Consider the following 14,243-nt stretch of genomic DNA (forward strand, 5'->3'; position numbering starts at 1 on the left):
GGAAGGCTAAGCCTTGGATTTGATGAGGGAAATTAACGTCCCTTAATCAAAACAAGGCTACCCCTCCAGATTGCGATGCGCGGTGCTGGGCTTCTGCTTACGTGCAAATACCGTGCAGGAGGTTCCATGTTGTCCGCTCCGTCTACCCGCCGCATCTTGCTCACCGAAAAGGCCGTGAAAGGCCTGCCCTACTCCGAAGCCAAGCCACAGATCGTCCGGGACGCCCGAATTCCGGGATTCCACGTCTGGGTCGGCAAAACCACCAAGACCTACCGGCTCCAATACGAGACGCCCAGGATCGGCGGCAAGCGCGGCACCACAATGGTCCAGTGGCTGGGTGAACATCCCCATGCCACCGCAGATGAGGCGAGGGCCAAGGCCCTCGAGATCCAGGCGCTGCGCGCCCGCGGCGAGGCCATCCCCCGTCTTGTCGTCGCCGCCGTCCCGGAAGCCGCACCAGCTCTGACATTCAAGTCGGCCTGGGACGCGTACAAAGCGGCAATCACAAAGGAGGGTAAGAGCGTTCGGACCATTGCCGACTACCAGGACAAGTTCGACCGCCACCTCAAGGATTGGCATGGTCGGCCACTGGCCGACATCAAGCGCGAAGACGTAATACAGGAGCACGCCGCGATCACGGAGCGCGCCCGCAAATCAAGGGCGGGCCAAAAATACTCCAGCGGCAAGTACGCCGCTAACGGCACGATGCGCTTCGCTCGTGCGGTTTGGAACTACGCCAAAGATGAGCTTGAAGCCCCGGGACTCCCTGAGCGCAACCCGTTCCGGTCGGGTAAGCTATTCCATAAGGAAAAGGCTCGCAGCACAGGCATGGGCGTGTCAGAGCTTCCCGCCTGGTGGGCCCAGCTCCAGGCGCTGGCCAATCCTATCCGCCGCGAACTGCATCTCTTCAGCCTTCTATCGGGATTGCGACGCACGGACGTTATCACCGGACGATGGGCAAACCTCGACCTTATACGCCCCTCTCTCAAGCTCCCCTTACCAAAAGGGGGCGACGAGCGTGCGTTCGAACTGCCGCTCTCGAACGCCATGGTTGAATGCCTCGAGCGCGCCCGAGAAGGGGGGCGTACCTATTTCCCCGAGGAAAGCAAGGAATGGATATTCCCGGCTTCAGGTGGCCACGTCGCGGAAGTGAAGGAGGAAGGCCGCCAAAAGCTATCCCACACCGGGCACGCCCTTCGGCATTCGTTCCGGACCTTGGCCGCCGCCGCCGGCATCGATCGTCTTCATCTGAAGATTCTGATGAATCATGCCATCGACGACGATGTCACCGACGCGTATGCGAATGTGCCGGCCCTATTCGCGTCCCTTCGAGATGCGCAGGAGCAGATCTCGGCGTTTATAATCAAAAGCATGGTGGCCTCCCAATGAGTTTCCTGGATGCGTGGAAGGCAGAAGCCGACCTTGAGCAGGAGCCAGTCCTGGCAGATGGCCCTCTGAATCTCAAATCGTTTTATATTCTGGGTTTGCGCCAAGAGCGCAAATCGATTGCGCTGCTTAAGCTGATCGATGAGCTCGATCGGCAAATCGCTGCCTCGACTACAAGCAAGGCTTCGAGGCGTCGGTTGCATCAAGCGCGGAGCGGCGCTGCGCAGCAATTCGCAAAACACCTTGACGCCAATCCGTCTCCGAGCCGCCAACTCTGCTTTTATACGGGTGACGGCCGAGAAGTTTGGATCGTCTTTGAAGTGGAAGGAAGTCCGTCTGTTGCTGGCCGCAAAGAGGCTGTCGGATGGATGGCCTCACGGGGCCAACATTGGAAGGGAGACACCAAAACACTACGCGCGACTACGCGCCTAGCGCTTCGAAACGGCGACAAACTCCCAGCCGGCTATTTTGGCTTCCGGGTCGCGCGAACGGTCGCGATTGTTGACGGATCTACAGACGGGATGCGTGTTGAGGTGCCTAATTGTTTTCGTGCCCAAAGACAGGATTAACCCTTTCTCAAGCATGCAGTTGAACTTGTAAGGAAAGACGCATATTCTAGAAACTGACCACATTCGATGGCCGGTGGTCCTCATATCGGAACGCAATTGCCCCGCGACGTAGGCTAACGGAGCCCAGCTCCTTCAGGCCTAGGAACATCGGGTTAGCAGAGGCCATACTGAAGCGTCCGACGAATGCAACCCATCTCGAATGGGGGCGCTCGTCGCTGTCGCTCTTTTATCCCGCTAGAAACATCTTCGACAACGTAGGCGCACCTCATTCGGTCAACACCGAAAGAACAGCGCATGTCGCCTTCAAAAGCCATTTCTTCGCTCGCCGCCTTCACTGGGCAGGATGACGTCGAAGCGCTTGCTCGCAAAATTGCGCAAGCGATTGCCGAACAGCTTGGCGCCGACAAGCTCAATTCACCCTTCATTCGAAGTACCGAATGCGCTGCGCTGCTCGGTGTGACGCCTCAGCACTTGTGCGGAATGCGTGCGCGGGGCCACGGGCCGCCATGGTCGGGCGAGGGCAAGTGGGTCCGCTACGAGCGCCAAGTGGTCGTCGAATGGATTCGCAATTTGCCGAAAGAAGCTGGCGCCCTTCACGCGAGCCCAGATGCAGAAACCCAGGAACAGTCATTCTAATTCGAGAAGGAATTCTATCATGAAGACCAAACGCAAGCGGTATAAAACGAGACGCTGGCCGCAGTTCAGATCCGCCTATCCCTTTTGTGAAAAGTGCAGTTTGCTCGATGCCGGCAGAGCCGAAGTTATGCTCAGCATGCTCGTACTTCCGGATATCCTGCAAAGAAGTGGGAAAGCGGCCTTTATCAAGGCGCTTCACGACGCTTCGGAAGGCGATCCAAACGCCTTTCGAGCACTTTTGAGTGCAGTGCGGACATGGAGCGACTGGTCGTCGCCGGCCGACATCGCACAGCTCGATGCTCTCTGGGCGAAGGCGAAGCTTCGGTCACCGATGGCCAACGCGTTGGCCCTACTCCGCAAAGTCTGCGTGCGGCAACGCTTCATGCCCCCTTCGATGATCGATGCGCTGTTTGACGACGCGTCTTTCGATTTCGCGGCGTACTTGAAATGGCAAAACGGCTCAACGGAAAGCACCGTCGAACTTCCGCAGCGACCATCGCGATTGCAGAATTGTCTGCATGAAAGCTTTCTTTTGCAGGGAGCACACTATGACCAGCAGTAACGCACCAAAGTCTTCCGGCCTCGAAACTGATAAAGAAAAGGATCTTCTCGGAGCTTGGTTAGCCAATAAAGCGCCGAAGAACATTGGATCGGACCAGAAAAGCAGAAAGCGGTTCGATGCAATGATCGATAGAATCATCGCGCGCTTTCCTAGCGCAAGCATCAGCGCAATTCACTATTGTCTAGACAACTGGTGGACTCTCAGAAACCAGCCACAACTTTCACCCGAGTTTTTGAAGGAGCTCCTGCAGGATGCATTCGATGAAGCTGTCTTGGATGGCCGCCACGTCACCGCCAACAGCGAGGAGGGCTGGCGGCTGAAGCGAGACGCACAAAGTCGTCGGACCGAGAAGCGACAAAAAAATGCTCAGCTGGTTAGGCAGGTCGCAGACTTGGTCGGCTGCGGCATCCGTTACGCACGAATGCTGATCTCGGAGGGAACTCCTAACCTTGAGGTGGCGAAGAAGCTGGCACTTGTTTTTGGTACAAAGCCAGATGAGCACCTGCGAACAAAGAAACGTACCGGCCGGCAACCCGACTTGGTTGGTTGGTTCATGAGAACATCGACCCCGAACAGCTCATTTCGAGATTTTGTTCAAGAATCCCCCGCTGGTCTCCCCGCGAGTAGTTGGAATTTGTCAGAAGCTTTGCGAGAGCAAGAGGGAGCCCTAAAGGCGGAGCAGTATGGAATCTCCTCCCTGGAAAATCTTGTAGAACATTGTCGACCTCTAGATTTGGGCTACGCCGTCACTGAACAGGCGGCTCAAATCTGGAGCGCCTACAAACTTTGGAAAATCGAAGTCATCGCGGCGCAAGCTACCCAGATGGCCAACGATGGCCATTGGGCAGACGTGGTAGAGGGAGACAACAGAAAGAGGATGAATTTCTTCTGAGGCGAGCCAGCCTCTCCGCCGAGCGAACTACAGCCGCGGCGGGGAGGTATACCTACATTACCCATAAAGTCGGCCATGTCCGCTTTGCGTCGATGCCGTCCACCTTTGTGCCGCCGCCGCAAATGTCGCGGTGGACCACAAGCGGAATTAGCGATGCCGTGCGAGGGGGCACCAACCTAACAGCCCTGTAGGGGGCAACTATCTCTGGCCAAGTCCATTTGCGAAAACTGAACGACCGCCTCGGTACCGTGGGCTGATCGAAGTTATGAGCACAAGCTCTAGTCCAGCTGCGGCTCCGATGGGCGAGGCGTCGACTATCGCACCGACGTTCAGGAACCGTCGGCAGTGTAGTGGAGCCCCTGGCTGGTGACATGGCGAGCGGCGGCGCGCGGTACGACCATGCAAGTGGTTATCTCCACTCGCTCCTGAAAGACCTCGGGCGCAAAGTGCAGTGATCAGATGCGCCGTTTGCGCTGCTCTTACCGGGCGCCTCTGATCAACTTTGACCTCACGGGACTCTTCTGCCTTCTCGCAGCTCGTTAGACCGCCGCGTCCTCTATTAGCCCCTCGATCTCGACCGCGCGTTCTCCCGGGGTCTAGGGAAGCGCGCGGCGCCTCAATCTTCGAGGCGAGCGACCAGGCTGCTGGAGAACTTTGAATTCGGTACGGAGCCGTCAATAACATTGGAAGATTGCCCTGGTGCCTGTAACGAGCTGCAGTCCTGCTGCACTCGCTCCCAGTCAACAAAGTGTTGCAAACCGGTAAATGACGGACCATCGCCAGCCACGCCCTCGTCTTCGTATCGACAGATTAAAGAAAGCAAAATCGCCAACGTCTCCACCATCGCAAGCCAGCCGCCGATGATCCCCGACGAGCTATCCTCGGCGGCATCTTCTGGGTCTTGCGAGCCGGCGCGCCTTGGCGCGATATGCCGGATCGTCTCGGCTCTTACACGACCATCTATGGGCGAACGTGGCAGGTCCGTGATGCATCGACTCACCAGCTATCATCTAAGATGATCGATGGTCCTTCGCTCCATTGGTCTCGATGTAACCGTACGTGCCTATCCCGATTCGGACGGGCGCGGTATCAGCCCCTTTTTCTTACTCCTTATTCTAATATAAGACTAATCAAGAAGAAGAAGAATAATAAGAAGAGATCTTCTTCCACCGGTGAACTATCTAGAAGGAGTTCTGATCAACCTTCGTAATCCGGCATGGAGAATAGAGAAATAAATCGGAAGTCGCCCTCACCATTTTTAGTGGGTCCTTCCGCCATCTCATTTTCTATGCGGGAAAGAACGGAGCGCAGGACGGCACCCTACAAGGGCAGAAAAATATTTCTTCAGGTAATGTGTTAGCCAGTATGCCCGTGGATAGAGGTGCTCGCCTCCGGATGTGAGCAGATAAAACCGGAGGAGTCGGTGACCCACCCTTGGACGCCACCGCCGCCGGTCGCGATCAAGGACGAGCGGTGCAGCTTAGCCAAATGCCGCCGGGGAGCGACGTGGCATGCCGCCCAGCGCCCGCTGGAAACAGGGGCTCAAATGACGAGCATACACTGGGCACGGTGGCTGGATCCGGAGCACCGCTGCGTGGTGCCGTTCAAAGCACAACGAGTTCAACAAGGCCGAGGGCGGCGACATCTGGTTCGCCCTTGACGAGACCCGTCCGCTCTCGTGCTTCGCCGGCATCTGGGCCAACTGGACGTCGGTGCGGAAGGCGAAGGGGGGCGAGACGACCAACGATCTCTACGCGTTCTCGACGACGGAACCGAACGCAGAAGTCGGCGCAATCCACTCCAAGGCGATGCCCGTGATCCTGACGACGAGGTCGAACCTGACGGGGCACTTCGAATCCTCGCACGCGGAGTGAAGGAAGATACCGCACCTCCGCTTTCTTAGCCCAGCGAGCGGCGGCTGGACGGCGCAGCGAGCGGTCATGGCAACGTGGGGAAGCGGGAGTCCTTCGAGGCGCTTGACTTTACCCACGGCATTCGAACAAAAATAGAACAAACGATTCCAACCGCGAAGGTCCGCTTGGCTAAACTGCCGCAACTGCCCGTCTACTACTATCTCGAACATTTCGCCGAAATGCTCGGGTTCGTGCAGCGAACTTACGAATCCGTTCTTGGCCGAGATCATCACGCGTTCATAGCGCGCTTCGAGGGCCTTTCGAGAGATGCCCGATGCCTGTTGATCCGCATGATCAACCGGCGAGGTGCGATATTCAATCGGTCCCTGTTCGAGTACCCCGAGATCGACGATATCGAGCAGGCGACGTCGGATCTGATGATGGTCGGTCATGCCCGGGTGATCGGTGAAACCGACTACGCGGGGTTCGTCGCGTCTCTTCCCAAAGATGTCCTCTTCACCGGAGCACAGGCGGCCGGGCGCAAAGACGTCCGCAAGTCCTGGGCCAAAGCCAAGTTCATCGATTATTATCTCGAACAGATCCCCTTTTCGACGGCCGCGCAGCACTGCGGCGCCCGGAAATTCATCGCTCTCGACGGCACGCGGCCGATCAAATTCCTGCTCTATCTCTACTTCGGCAAGACCGAGGTGAACCTCAAGAACTTCGCGCTGCGTGACCTGGGGATCCTCCGCACCAATAGCGAGACCACGTTCAGCGCACGCTTCACCGATGCCGAGGAGGCGCTTGCCTCGTTCCACTACAGCCAAATTCTTGACAGCCTTGAGGACGGATCGGAGCCTGTCCACAGGCGGGCCGCCATCGACGTGCTGTCCGGGCCTGCCTGCGGGACACAGTATGCCAACGAGCTGCGCAGCCGAGCGGCTCATCAGACCGGACTTTTCTTCGAGAAAGCGGGCGAGAGCGATCTTGCCCGTCAGCTCTACCGGGTGGGGTGCTCGCCGGACTGCAACGAGCGCCTGGTCCGCCTGCTTTACAATACCGGGGATCGCATTGGGGCCGAAGACCTGCTGCAACGGATGATCGATGATCCCGCCAGCGACGGGGAGCATCTTTTCGCCACCGACTTCTACGCTCGCAAGTTCGGAGGAAGGCGCACAGGCGTCTACACCGAACTGCTGCGGTCCGGGCGAACGATCACCGTCGACGATACGCATCGCGGCAATCCAGAAGCAGGCGTCGCCGGCGTTCTGCGGCGCGAGGGCACCAAGGTTTTCTTCACCGAGAATGTGCTGTGGCACACCCTGTTCGGCCTTCTCTTCTGGGACGAGCTCTTCGAGAGCACCCGGATGCCCAGCGGGTTCGACTGGGTACCCCATTGCTTGAAGGACCGCAGCTTCCGTCGGCTCTTCGCCGTGCCGATCGACGAGAAACTGGCCGCCATCGCGTCCGGAGCTTCTCTTCCGTTGATCCTCCGCACCGTCGCAGCAAAATGGGGCAGCCCGAATGGGATCTTCAGCTGGGATCACGTGCAAGTGGAGGCGCTCCGCGCGCTGCTCGAAGGATTCGATCCAGCCGCCATAGCCAGCATCGTCCGCAGCATGTGCGACGACTTCCGCGGCATGCGGGACGGTTTCCCCGATCTAATGCTGCTGCAGGACGGCAAAGCGTCCTTCATGGAGGTCAAGGCGGAGGGGGACGTGATCCGCCGCAACCAGCTGACCCGCCTCCGCCAGCTCGGCGCCGCCGGCATCATCGCCGAGATCGGCCGGGTGGACTATCGTTTCGATCCCGAGCAGGACTACGTGGTGGTCGATATCGAGACGACCGGCTCCTGGTCGAATGGCGATCGCATCACCGAGATCGGCGCGGTGAAGGTTCGCAATCATCGTGTCGTCGACGAGTGGCATTCTCTCATCAATCCTCAGCGTTCCATTCCCGCAAAGATCGTTCAGCTGACCGGCATCACGAACGAAATGGTTCGGGATGCACCTTTGTTCGCGGAGGTGGCGGACCGTTTCATGGAGTTCATGGGGGACGGCATTTTCGTCGCCCATAATGTCAGCTTCGACTACGGTTTCATGGCCTACGAATTCGAAAGGATCGCGCGGCGCTTCAGATTTCCCAAGCTCTGCACGTGCGCCGGCATGCGACGGCGCTATCCGGGACACAAGTCCTACGGACTTGGGAAACTTTGCGAGATATATGGCATCTCGCTCGACAATCATCATCGAGCCTTATGCGATGCACGGGCCTCGGCGCAGCTGTTGAATCTCATCAACAAGAAGCGGAGCGAAGAGGGGTACCGCGAAGCAGCGTAGCCATTCCAGGGAAGGGCCGAGCTATGCGGCCGCATCTGAGAATTCAGTCGATCCTGACAAGGGTTCGTTGATCCGCTGACTTGTAGATCGCTTCCATGAGCTTCATGTCGCGCAGGCCTTCCTCACCCGGCGTCCTTGGCGACCTGTCGGTGAGAACGCATTCCGCCATGTGATCCAACTCGAGGGCTGGTCTTTTGCAGGGATCTCGATCGACGTCTCGGTCTCGCGACTGTCTATTGCGCGACGCACTGTCAGCCGCTGCCCCTTGTACGGATAGGCATTGTCCAACAGGAGACTGCCGCCGTCCGAGTGGACCGCCAGGCGCGATGCCCTATGAATACCGTAGCTGGTCGAAAGGTTGGCCATAGCGCCCGATGGGAACCGCATGATCCAGGCGACGCTCTCTTCCACTTCCCGAAAGCGCGGATCGCCCTTACTCGAGTGAATGCGAGCCTCTATTTCGACCGGCTCTTCGCCGGTGACAGCCCGCGCGGCGTTGAGACAATAGATGCCGACGTCCGGCAGGGATCCGCCGCCGGCCAATGCCTTGCGGAGCCGCCATTGCTCGGAATCTCCCTGATTCTGACCGTTGATCGACTCGACCAGCTTGATCGGCCCGAGCTCTCCGCTTTGCGCACGACGAATGACCTCCAAATGATGAGGCTGGTAGCGGCAGCGATACGCGATCATCAGCTTGACGCGGGCCAATGAGCACGCCTCGATCATCGATCGAGCATCCTCTGAACTCGTCGCCATTGGCTTCTCGCAGAGCACGTGCTTTCCGATCGCCGCCGATCGAAGAACGTATTCCTTGTGCATCGAGTTCGGCAGAACGATGTACACGACCTTGACGTCTTCCATTTCGCGGAGCCGCTCGAGTTCCTCATAACCGAGCAGAGCTTCCCGTCGGACGCCATACTGGCGGCCAAGCACGGTCAGCTTGTCCGGCGATCCCGAAACCAGCGCGGCCAGGCGGCTTTTCTTCGCTTGCCCGAACGCAGGCAGTATTTGCTCGACAGAAAGACGACCCAAAGCGACGATGGCGAAGCCGACGCGTTCGCTCGCCGGGAGCGGTCCGTCCGCATTCTCTTCGCTCGCTTCGCTTGATCTTACGATGGACCGGAAGTTCAACTTGTCCCCTTGCGTCATCCCGGTGTCTACAGGAGCTGCCTGAGCCAATCCGGCACGCGAGGCGTTCACAGCCAGTAACGTCGCTGCCGACAGTCCAAGCGCACCACGGCGCGTCAGGGAAGAATGCGGAGAGCCTATGCCGAGCTTTGTCATCGCACTCAAACCTGCCAAGTCTGCACGGGTTCCTTCACGTCTCGCACCTGCCGGCGAATAAACATTGCGCAGCTAGTGATCCAATGAAGCACCGAAAGCGTAAAGCGCTGCCCAGGATTGAAAGGCCGCACCTTCACCGTGCAATGCGGGGCAAGGGCTAAAGCCTACGGCCAAGTTCCAGTACGACCATGTGGATTTCTGATAACGCGAAATAGCACTTGCGCCGTCGGGCAAAACAGTGGTTCATAAGGCGCTGGTCCTACCAAGACGAAGGAGCCAGCCCGATGGCAAATGACGTCGAGACGTCCTCGGAATTGTCCAAGATTGCGAAACTGAATGGGGACTTCCGAAGGAACTACGGCACGTTCATTGGAGCGGTTTTGTATCTCCGCACCGTGAGCGCCGCCCGCCGAAGCCCTTGGCTTTGGGCCGGCCTGGTTTCGATCGCTCTTTCGGCGGTGCTGAGCTGGTTGGGGCGGCACGGGTGGTTTTTGCCAGCGTTGCTTTGATGGCCGCGAACAGTGCCCCCCTTTCCCGGTAAAGCGCCCCGCGATGGCGACGAAGGGAGCCTGATGCGAGCCAGACGTAGCGTCCCGACCTCAACGAGGCAGGCAGTAGAACGTAATCCTCGATCTCGCGATTTGCCGCATCCAACCGCATCACGGCAAGTAGGCCCGATGAGATCTGCCTACGGTAGGCTTTCCGTTGCGCCGCGTGGTCTTTTCCACGATACGCCAGTCGTCGCGCGACGAGAAACGAAACCACCCGCGCGCCTCCGACATCAAGCCCTATGCCGTCCGGAACAAGATTAGCCTGGAGACCAAGTTCCGTTCGCAGCGCCTCCGCGAGTTCGGTGGCATGCCTCGATTGTTCGGCGGCCCAAAAATCCCGGGTATCGATCCAGTCGCAGTCGCGAGGCGACACATATCCGATCAGCGCATAGGCTTTCCGCAGCGAACCAAAGTGCTTCACGTACGAGGAGACGTGATTGAGACCCAGCGTCGTATTGATGATGTGCGAGTTGAGTTTACCGCGCCGGCGGAGCGTGAGACGAAGGCGCAACAGCATCTCTTCTTCCGGAATCTCCACGCGTCGATCGGCCAGCAGCTTCTGGGCGCGAGCGAAGATGCCTTGGTCCACGATAGGCTCGATCGCCGCAGGACCTCGAACCCAAGCGTTATCCGGATTCTTGACCAGCTTCTGGCCCAAGCGTCTTGAAGTGCGATTGTAGACGGTCTTGCCGATTTAGTTCTCGTTCCCGAGAATGGTGGGTATCATGCCGTCGGTCCAGGGCCGACCGTTGTGATTGGCGATGCCCGCATCGTTCAGTTGGCGACTGATGTCGCTGTAGGATCGCCGGCAGTTGACGAACTGATCGAAAATTTCCCCGATCACAGCGGCCTCTTCGGCTGAGCCGTGCTGCAGCCGAACGCGATCCGATTGCAGAGCCTTCAATTGCCCTTTTGCGAGAAGGGCCTTCGGATGCTCGCTTTCGTCGACCATCAAGCGTCGGAGGCCGTAGCCGACGGGAGCGCCAACGCGGTATCCAAGGCTCGCGACCCGGCATTGTCCGGCGTGCACCTTGACGGAGAGCTCCCGGCTCCACTCGGCGGCCATGCCGCGCTTCAGGTTTTTCGCGATCCCGGAAACAAAGGTGCCGTCGTTCTTGAAGATCTCCGCGCAATACTCGACCTGTACGCCGCTACGCTTGCACAGGAATTCGTAGTACGCACTCTCGTCAACATCCTGGAACCGGCCCCAGCGACCGACGTCGTAAACGAGGATGTGGTCGAAGTCGGCGCGGCCCGACTGAACATCTTCGATCAGTTCAATGAGACCAGGACGCCCCTTGATCCGGAGCCCGCTGCGGCCCTCGTCACGATAGGTGCGCACAATCGTGAGCGCGTTCGTCTCGGCATAGGCGGCGATGGTCGCCATCTGGTTCGCGATCGAGTAGCGCTGGAGCTCTCTCGACATTCGATCGTACTGCGCAGCACGGCGCGCTCGGGTCCGCCTCGCCAAGCCTGTGCCTTTGGGAACAACGAGCCAGTTACCCATGCACCCCTCCTGTCACTTCGGAGGTACCCACGAGTGCAATTACACCTTCCGCGATCGGGATAGCAATGCCGAACAGCCTTCAGGGCACTGGGACGCGCCTCATGCCGGCACCGGAAGGTGGCGTTGTGCACAGCGCCGCGGAACACGGGGACAAACCTCAGCCCTGCCGATTGCGAATCCCTGCTGCGTGCTAACCGCCCGGAACGAAAAGACGGGCGAAGGGATTCGTCCGGCAGGAGCAAGCTCGATGCTGATGACGAAGGAAAGACGGCCGGCGATCAGAACGTTGCGCGGATGGGCGCTCGGCGTGCTGCAGGAGGCGGGCGCCGTCCATGAATGCGAGGAGCACGGCTGGGCAAAGGAGCGGGCCGACCCTCACGCCCGGGAGCGCGCGCTGGACATCGCGAGGCAGGAGCCTCCGGACGGCTTGTCTCCGGACCAGGCTGTCGCCGAGGTCTGTGAAGTGCTGGATTCGATCGGCGATACCTGCCCTGAATGCCCGCCCGACTGAACCGCACCAACAACCCACGGTCCGATGCCGGTGTCGATCAAGGGACCCGGGGCGCCACCATAGTGCCAAGATGCTCGGCAGCGGCGCGCACCCGGCCAGCGTGCTTTCGCCGCTGCTCCGCGAATTCCGCCGCATCCACCGACGAACGCACCTTGTAACCAGCCGCCGTCAAGCGGGCACAAACCCGCGGCAGTGCCGCAGCACTGGTGTCGTCAGATTTTGCCTCAAGGCCGATCAGTCCATTCAGATCGTCGATGAGGCGCAATCCTTCGCTTCGAAGCAGGATCGCCAGCGCTCGGCTCTCGCGGTCCTCGATCAGCAGTTCGAACATCAGTGCGAGGTCCATTATGGCTCCGAGCGTTGCAGGCCAACCCGAGCCGACGCCAACCGATCGAAAGTAGATCAGGGATGGATGGGAAGCATGGCTCTGCAGAACGGTGGCGCACCAGTCCCGTCCTTTGTAAAGCACGCGCCTGATCTCCTCCGGAGAGTCGAGGTCAGCATAACGCTCCAGCAGTCCGAGAGCCGAGGGCGGCTGACCCGCAGCCGTCGTAAGTTTGAGTATTCCGGCATCGCGGCGGGAAATGCCTTCTTGCACCTGGAGCAGGTATGTGACGGCCATGGTCAGGACCGAAAGGCCCGAAAGGCCGGCTAAGACGAGGGCCCAGCGGGCCGGACCGTGGGCCTCGATGCCGCTCAGTCCCACCGTGCACAACGCGCTTCCGACGATGAACAGTGCCTCCTGGAAATCGGCTGGCGGCGCGAACCAATCGCCCAGCGCATGCGCGATCAGGCCGAAGCCCAGCCACAGAAGGACCATCCAGATCAGGAAGGAGCCCATGAGGATCGCCGGCGCAAAGCTGGTGGAGACCCCGCTTTTGCCGCGGCGGGCCCACTTCCAAATCGGAAGCATGATGGCGAGCAGCCGCCGCGCCACGCGCAGCGCGCCTCGGCTCTCACCGGGCACCACCACCGTATCGAATACATCGCGAAGAGCGAGGACGACCAGGACAATTCCTGCGATGATCTCGACCGTCTTTATAATCATGGAGCGCCGCCAGGCGACATCTGCTCGAACTCTTCACAACTGGGCGCGTGGAGGATCAGCGATCCCGCCCAACAGGCCATAACCAAGGTCAGGACCGATCCTGCGGAGCTCTTTCTCCGGCTATCTGCTCGTCGGACCAAATGCATCGGCGCATTTTCAATTGAACCAGCACCAACCGCGCGGTGCCGGGGCCGTTCCTATGCACAGGTGCTCGGAGCCACCCTGCTCGTCCAGAGCGCCCCCATCCGTGCTCAAGCTCTACTGGTTCGCCGCTTTGTTGATCTCAGGCTGCAGCGGCCTCACCCGACCACGAACTGAACTCTTGATCAGATCCTGTGCAGGAGCTTCATCTCGGCCGCCAGCTGGAAACTTCGTTTTCCGGCCAGCGCCGTCGCCTCCCAAACCGCGCCGTTGGCCTCGCAGCTGCCCGAAAAGCCAATGCCCACCTGGTAACCGCCGAAGATCGCGTCGCGAGCCGCCGTGTGTTCCTGGTTGACGATTTCACCGCGCCAGCGGTTATCCGCAGACGAGTAAGAGCCAAGATAGTAGAAGAAGGCGTCCCCGCCCAGCATGCGGCCGTTCTCCAGCAGCATCACACCGGTCAGTCCGCCGTCAATCCCATCGAGCGCGCGGATGCGCAGCCCGTAAAGGCCATTCGGGATGCCGCCGTTGCCGACCTTGCCTAGCGGCGGCAATGACTCCTGATCCAAGCTGGTCATCACGGCATGCATCACTTGATCAGGGAGCCGGACCGGAGAGGCGTCGAAGTGATAGGAATCGCAAACCGCACGGCCGCGCAGGATCAGCTCGTCATCGTCCGCACCATAGAGCTGCCGCACCTCGGGATTGAGGGCATGGCGCTGTCCGGCTACGCGACCGACGATCGCGCCGTCGATCTCTTCGTAGCTTCCGACGTGGGCGAAAGCCGAGTTTCCGCCCAGCATGCGGCCACCGCGGACATGCATGACGCTACGGTTCAGTACGGAACCACCGCGATACTCGCATTTGTACAATCCGTCGAACAACACCCTGTCCCCGCTAAGTGTAGCGTATTGTAGCCGGTCAGATGGTTCGCGAAAAGGCGTCTCCGTACATCAAGAGCAAA

The 14,243-nt window shown here is 59.5% G+C and carries 14 protein-coding genes and 2 pseudogenes; 9 read left to right on the forward strand and 7 right to left on the reverse strand.

All coding sequences use genetic code 11. The annotated features are described in order from the left end of the window. Nucleotides 1-126 precede the first annotated feature (126 nt). The 5 genes from AC0L3S_RS09030 (at nucleotide 127) to AC0L3S_RS09050 (ending at nucleotide 4,045) form a co-directional block, all read left to right on the forward strand. The gene (locus tag AC0L3S_RS09030) at nucleotides 127-1,389 is read left to right on the forward strand and encodes a tyrosine-type recombinase/integrase (protein ID WP_473278806.1); all 1,263 of its coding nucleotides are present in this window, start codon (nucleotides 127-129) and stop codon (nucleotides 1,387-1,389) included. Continuing rightward, nucleotides 1,386-1,955 (forward strand): hypothetical protein, encoded by a 570-nt coding sequence (locus tag AC0L3S_RS09035; protein ID WP_473278807.1) that lies wholly within the window; start codon nucleotides 1,386-1,388, stop codon nucleotides 1,953-1,955. Before AC0L3S_RS09030 ends, AC0L3S_RS09035 begins: the two co-directional genes overlap by 4 nt. Nucleotides 1,956-2,249: 294 nt before the next feature. Beyond that, nucleotides 2,250-2,591: a hypothetical protein gene (locus tag AC0L3S_RS09040; protein WP_473278808.1), complete on the forward strand. Its 342-nt coding sequence runs from the start codon at nucleotides 2,250-2,252 to the stop codon at nucleotides 2,589-2,591. A gap of 19 nt (nucleotides 2,592-2,610) precedes the next feature. Beyond that, entirely contained in the window at nucleotides 2,611-3,153 is a 543-nt protein-coding gene (locus AC0L3S_RS09045) for a hypothetical protein (RefSeq protein WP_473278809.1), read from the forward strand. After that, nucleotides 3,140-4,045: a hypothetical protein gene (locus AC0L3S_RS09050; RefSeq protein WP_473278810.1), complete on the forward strand. Its 906-nt coding sequence runs from the start codon at nucleotides 3,140-3,142 to the stop codon at nucleotides 4,043-4,045. The genes AC0L3S_RS09045 and AC0L3S_RS09050 overlap by 14 nt, the downstream gene beginning before the upstream one ends. Nucleotides 4,046-4,661: 616 nt before the next feature. Here the strand turns inward: AC0L3S_RS09050 and AC0L3S_RS09055 are convergent. Further along, a complete protein-coding gene (locus AC0L3S_RS09055) occupies nucleotides 4,662-5,045 on the reverse strand; it encodes a hypothetical protein (protein WP_473278886.1) in 384 nt (127 codons plus the stop codon). On the opposite strand from AC0L3S_RS09055, the gene AC0L3S_RS09060 reads away from it, so the two are divergent. The 3 genes and pseudogenes from AC0L3S_RS09060 (at nucleotide 4,947) to AC0L3S_RS09070 (ending at nucleotide 8,237) form a co-directional block, all read left to right on the forward strand. Continuing rightward, a complete protein-coding gene (locus AC0L3S_RS09060) occupies nucleotides 4,947-5,255 on the forward strand; it encodes a transposase (RefSeq protein WP_473278811.1) in 309 nt (102 codons plus the stop codon). The two genes, AC0L3S_RS09055 and AC0L3S_RS09060, sit on opposite strands and share 99 nt — an antisense overlap. A gap of 342 nt (nucleotides 5,256-5,597) precedes the next feature. Next, a pseudogene (locus AC0L3S_RS09065) lies at nucleotides 5,598-5,948 on the forward strand (SOS response-associated peptidase family protein); the annotation flags it as partial. Nucleotides 5,949-6,083: 135 nt separating this feature from the next. Next, nucleotides 6,084-8,237, forward strand: coding sequence for an exonuclease domain-containing protein (locus AC0L3S_RS09070; RefSeq protein WP_473278812.1), 2,154 nt, complete (start codon nucleotides 6,084-6,086; stop codon nucleotides 8,235-8,237). Nucleotides 8,238-8,280: 43 nt separating this feature from the next. On the opposite strand, the gene AC0L3S_RS09075 is transcribed toward AC0L3S_RS09070, so the two are convergent. From AC0L3S_RS09075 to AC0L3S_RS09090, 4 genes and pseudogenes are all read right to left on the reverse strand, one after another. Further along, nucleotides 8,281-8,406, reverse strand: coding sequence for a hypothetical protein (locus AC0L3S_RS09075; RefSeq protein ID WP_473278813.1), 126 nt, complete (start codon nucleotides 8,404-8,406; stop codon nucleotides 8,281-8,283). Between the two features lie 83 nt (nucleotides 8,407-8,489). Beyond that, nucleotides 8,490-9,521, reverse strand: a pseudogene (locus tag AC0L3S_RS09080) (Gfo/Idh/MocA family protein); the annotation flags it as partial. Between the two features lie 366 nt (nucleotides 9,522-9,887). Then, on the reverse strand, nucleotides 9,888-10,661 hold the full coding sequence (locus AC0L3S_RS09085) for a hypothetical protein (protein ID WP_473278814.1): 774 nt from the start codon (nucleotides 10,659-10,661) through the stop codon (nucleotides 9,888-9,890). A gap of 105 nt (nucleotides 10,662-10,766) precedes the next feature. Further along, nucleotides 10,767-11,579 carry a recombinase family protein gene (locus AC0L3S_RS09090; protein ID WP_473278815.1) on the reverse strand — a complete coding sequence of 271 codons (813 nt, stop codon included), beginning with the start codon at nucleotides 11,577-11,579 and terminating at the stop codon, nucleotides 10,767-10,769. Nucleotides 11,580-11,826: 247 nt separating this feature from the next. Here AC0L3S_RS09090 and AC0L3S_RS09095 point away from each other — a divergent pair, with 247 nt between their 5' ends. Continuing rightward, nucleotides 11,827-12,090: a hypothetical protein gene (locus AC0L3S_RS09095; RefSeq protein WP_473278816.1), complete on the forward strand. Its 264-nt coding sequence runs from the start codon at nucleotides 11,827-11,829 to the stop codon at nucleotides 12,088-12,090. Between the two features lie 37 nt (nucleotides 12,091-12,127). Here AC0L3S_RS09095 and AC0L3S_RS09100 read toward each other — a convergent pair whose 3' ends face one another. Together AC0L3S_RS09100 and AC0L3S_RS09105 are read right to left on the reverse strand one after the other, a co-directional pair. Further along, nucleotides 12,128-13,027, reverse strand: coding sequence for a hypothetical protein (locus AC0L3S_RS09100; protein ID WP_473278817.1), 900 nt, complete (start codon nucleotides 13,025-13,027; stop codon nucleotides 12,128-12,130). 437 nt (nucleotides 13,028-13,464) lie between these two features. Then, complete coding sequence (locus AC0L3S_RS09105) at nucleotides 13,465-14,163, reverse strand: GrlR family regulatory protein (RefSeq protein WP_473278818.1); 699 nt, start codon at nucleotides 14,161-14,163, stop codon at nucleotides 13,465-13,467. Nucleotides 14,164-14,243 lie beyond the last annotated feature (80 nt).

The sequence above is a fragment of the Bradyrhizobium sp. Ken01 genome, from assembly GCF_055807355.1.

Excerpts from the sequence above, each read along its gene's own strand:
- AC0L3S_RS09045 (WP_473278809.1), top strand. The coding sequence starts at position 2,611 with ATGAAGACCAAACGCAAGCGGTATAAAACGAGACGCTGGCCGCAGTTC.
- AC0L3S_RS09035 (WP_473278807.1), top strand. The coding sequence starts at position 1,386 with ATGAGTTTCCTGGATGCGTGGAAGGCAGAAGCCGACCTTGAGCAGGAG.
- AC0L3S_RS09075 (WP_473278813.1), bottom strand. The coding sequence starts at position 8,406 with ATGGCGGAATGCGTTCTCACCGACAGGTCGCCAAGGACGCCGGGTGAG.
- AC0L3S_RS09090 (WP_473278815.1), bottom strand. The coding sequence starts at position 11,579 with ATGGGTAACTGGCTCGTTGTTCCCAAAGGCACAGGCTTGGCGAGGCGG.
- AC0L3S_RS09050 (WP_473278810.1), top strand. The coding sequence starts at position 3,140 with ATGACCAGCAGTAACGCACCAAAGTCTTCCGGCCTCGAAACTGATAAA.
- AC0L3S_RS09040 (WP_473278808.1), top strand. The coding sequence starts at position 2,250 with ATGTCGCCTTCAAAAGCCATTTCTTCGCTCGCCGCCTTCACTGGGCAG.
- AC0L3S_RS09030 (WP_473278806.1), top strand. The coding sequence starts at position 127 with ATGTTGTCCGCTCCGTCTACCCGCCGCATCTTGCTCACCGAAAAGGCC.
- AC0L3S_RS09095 (WP_473278816.1), top strand. The coding sequence starts at position 11,827 with ATGCTGATGACGAAGGAAAGACGGCCGGCGATCAGAACGTTGCGCGGA.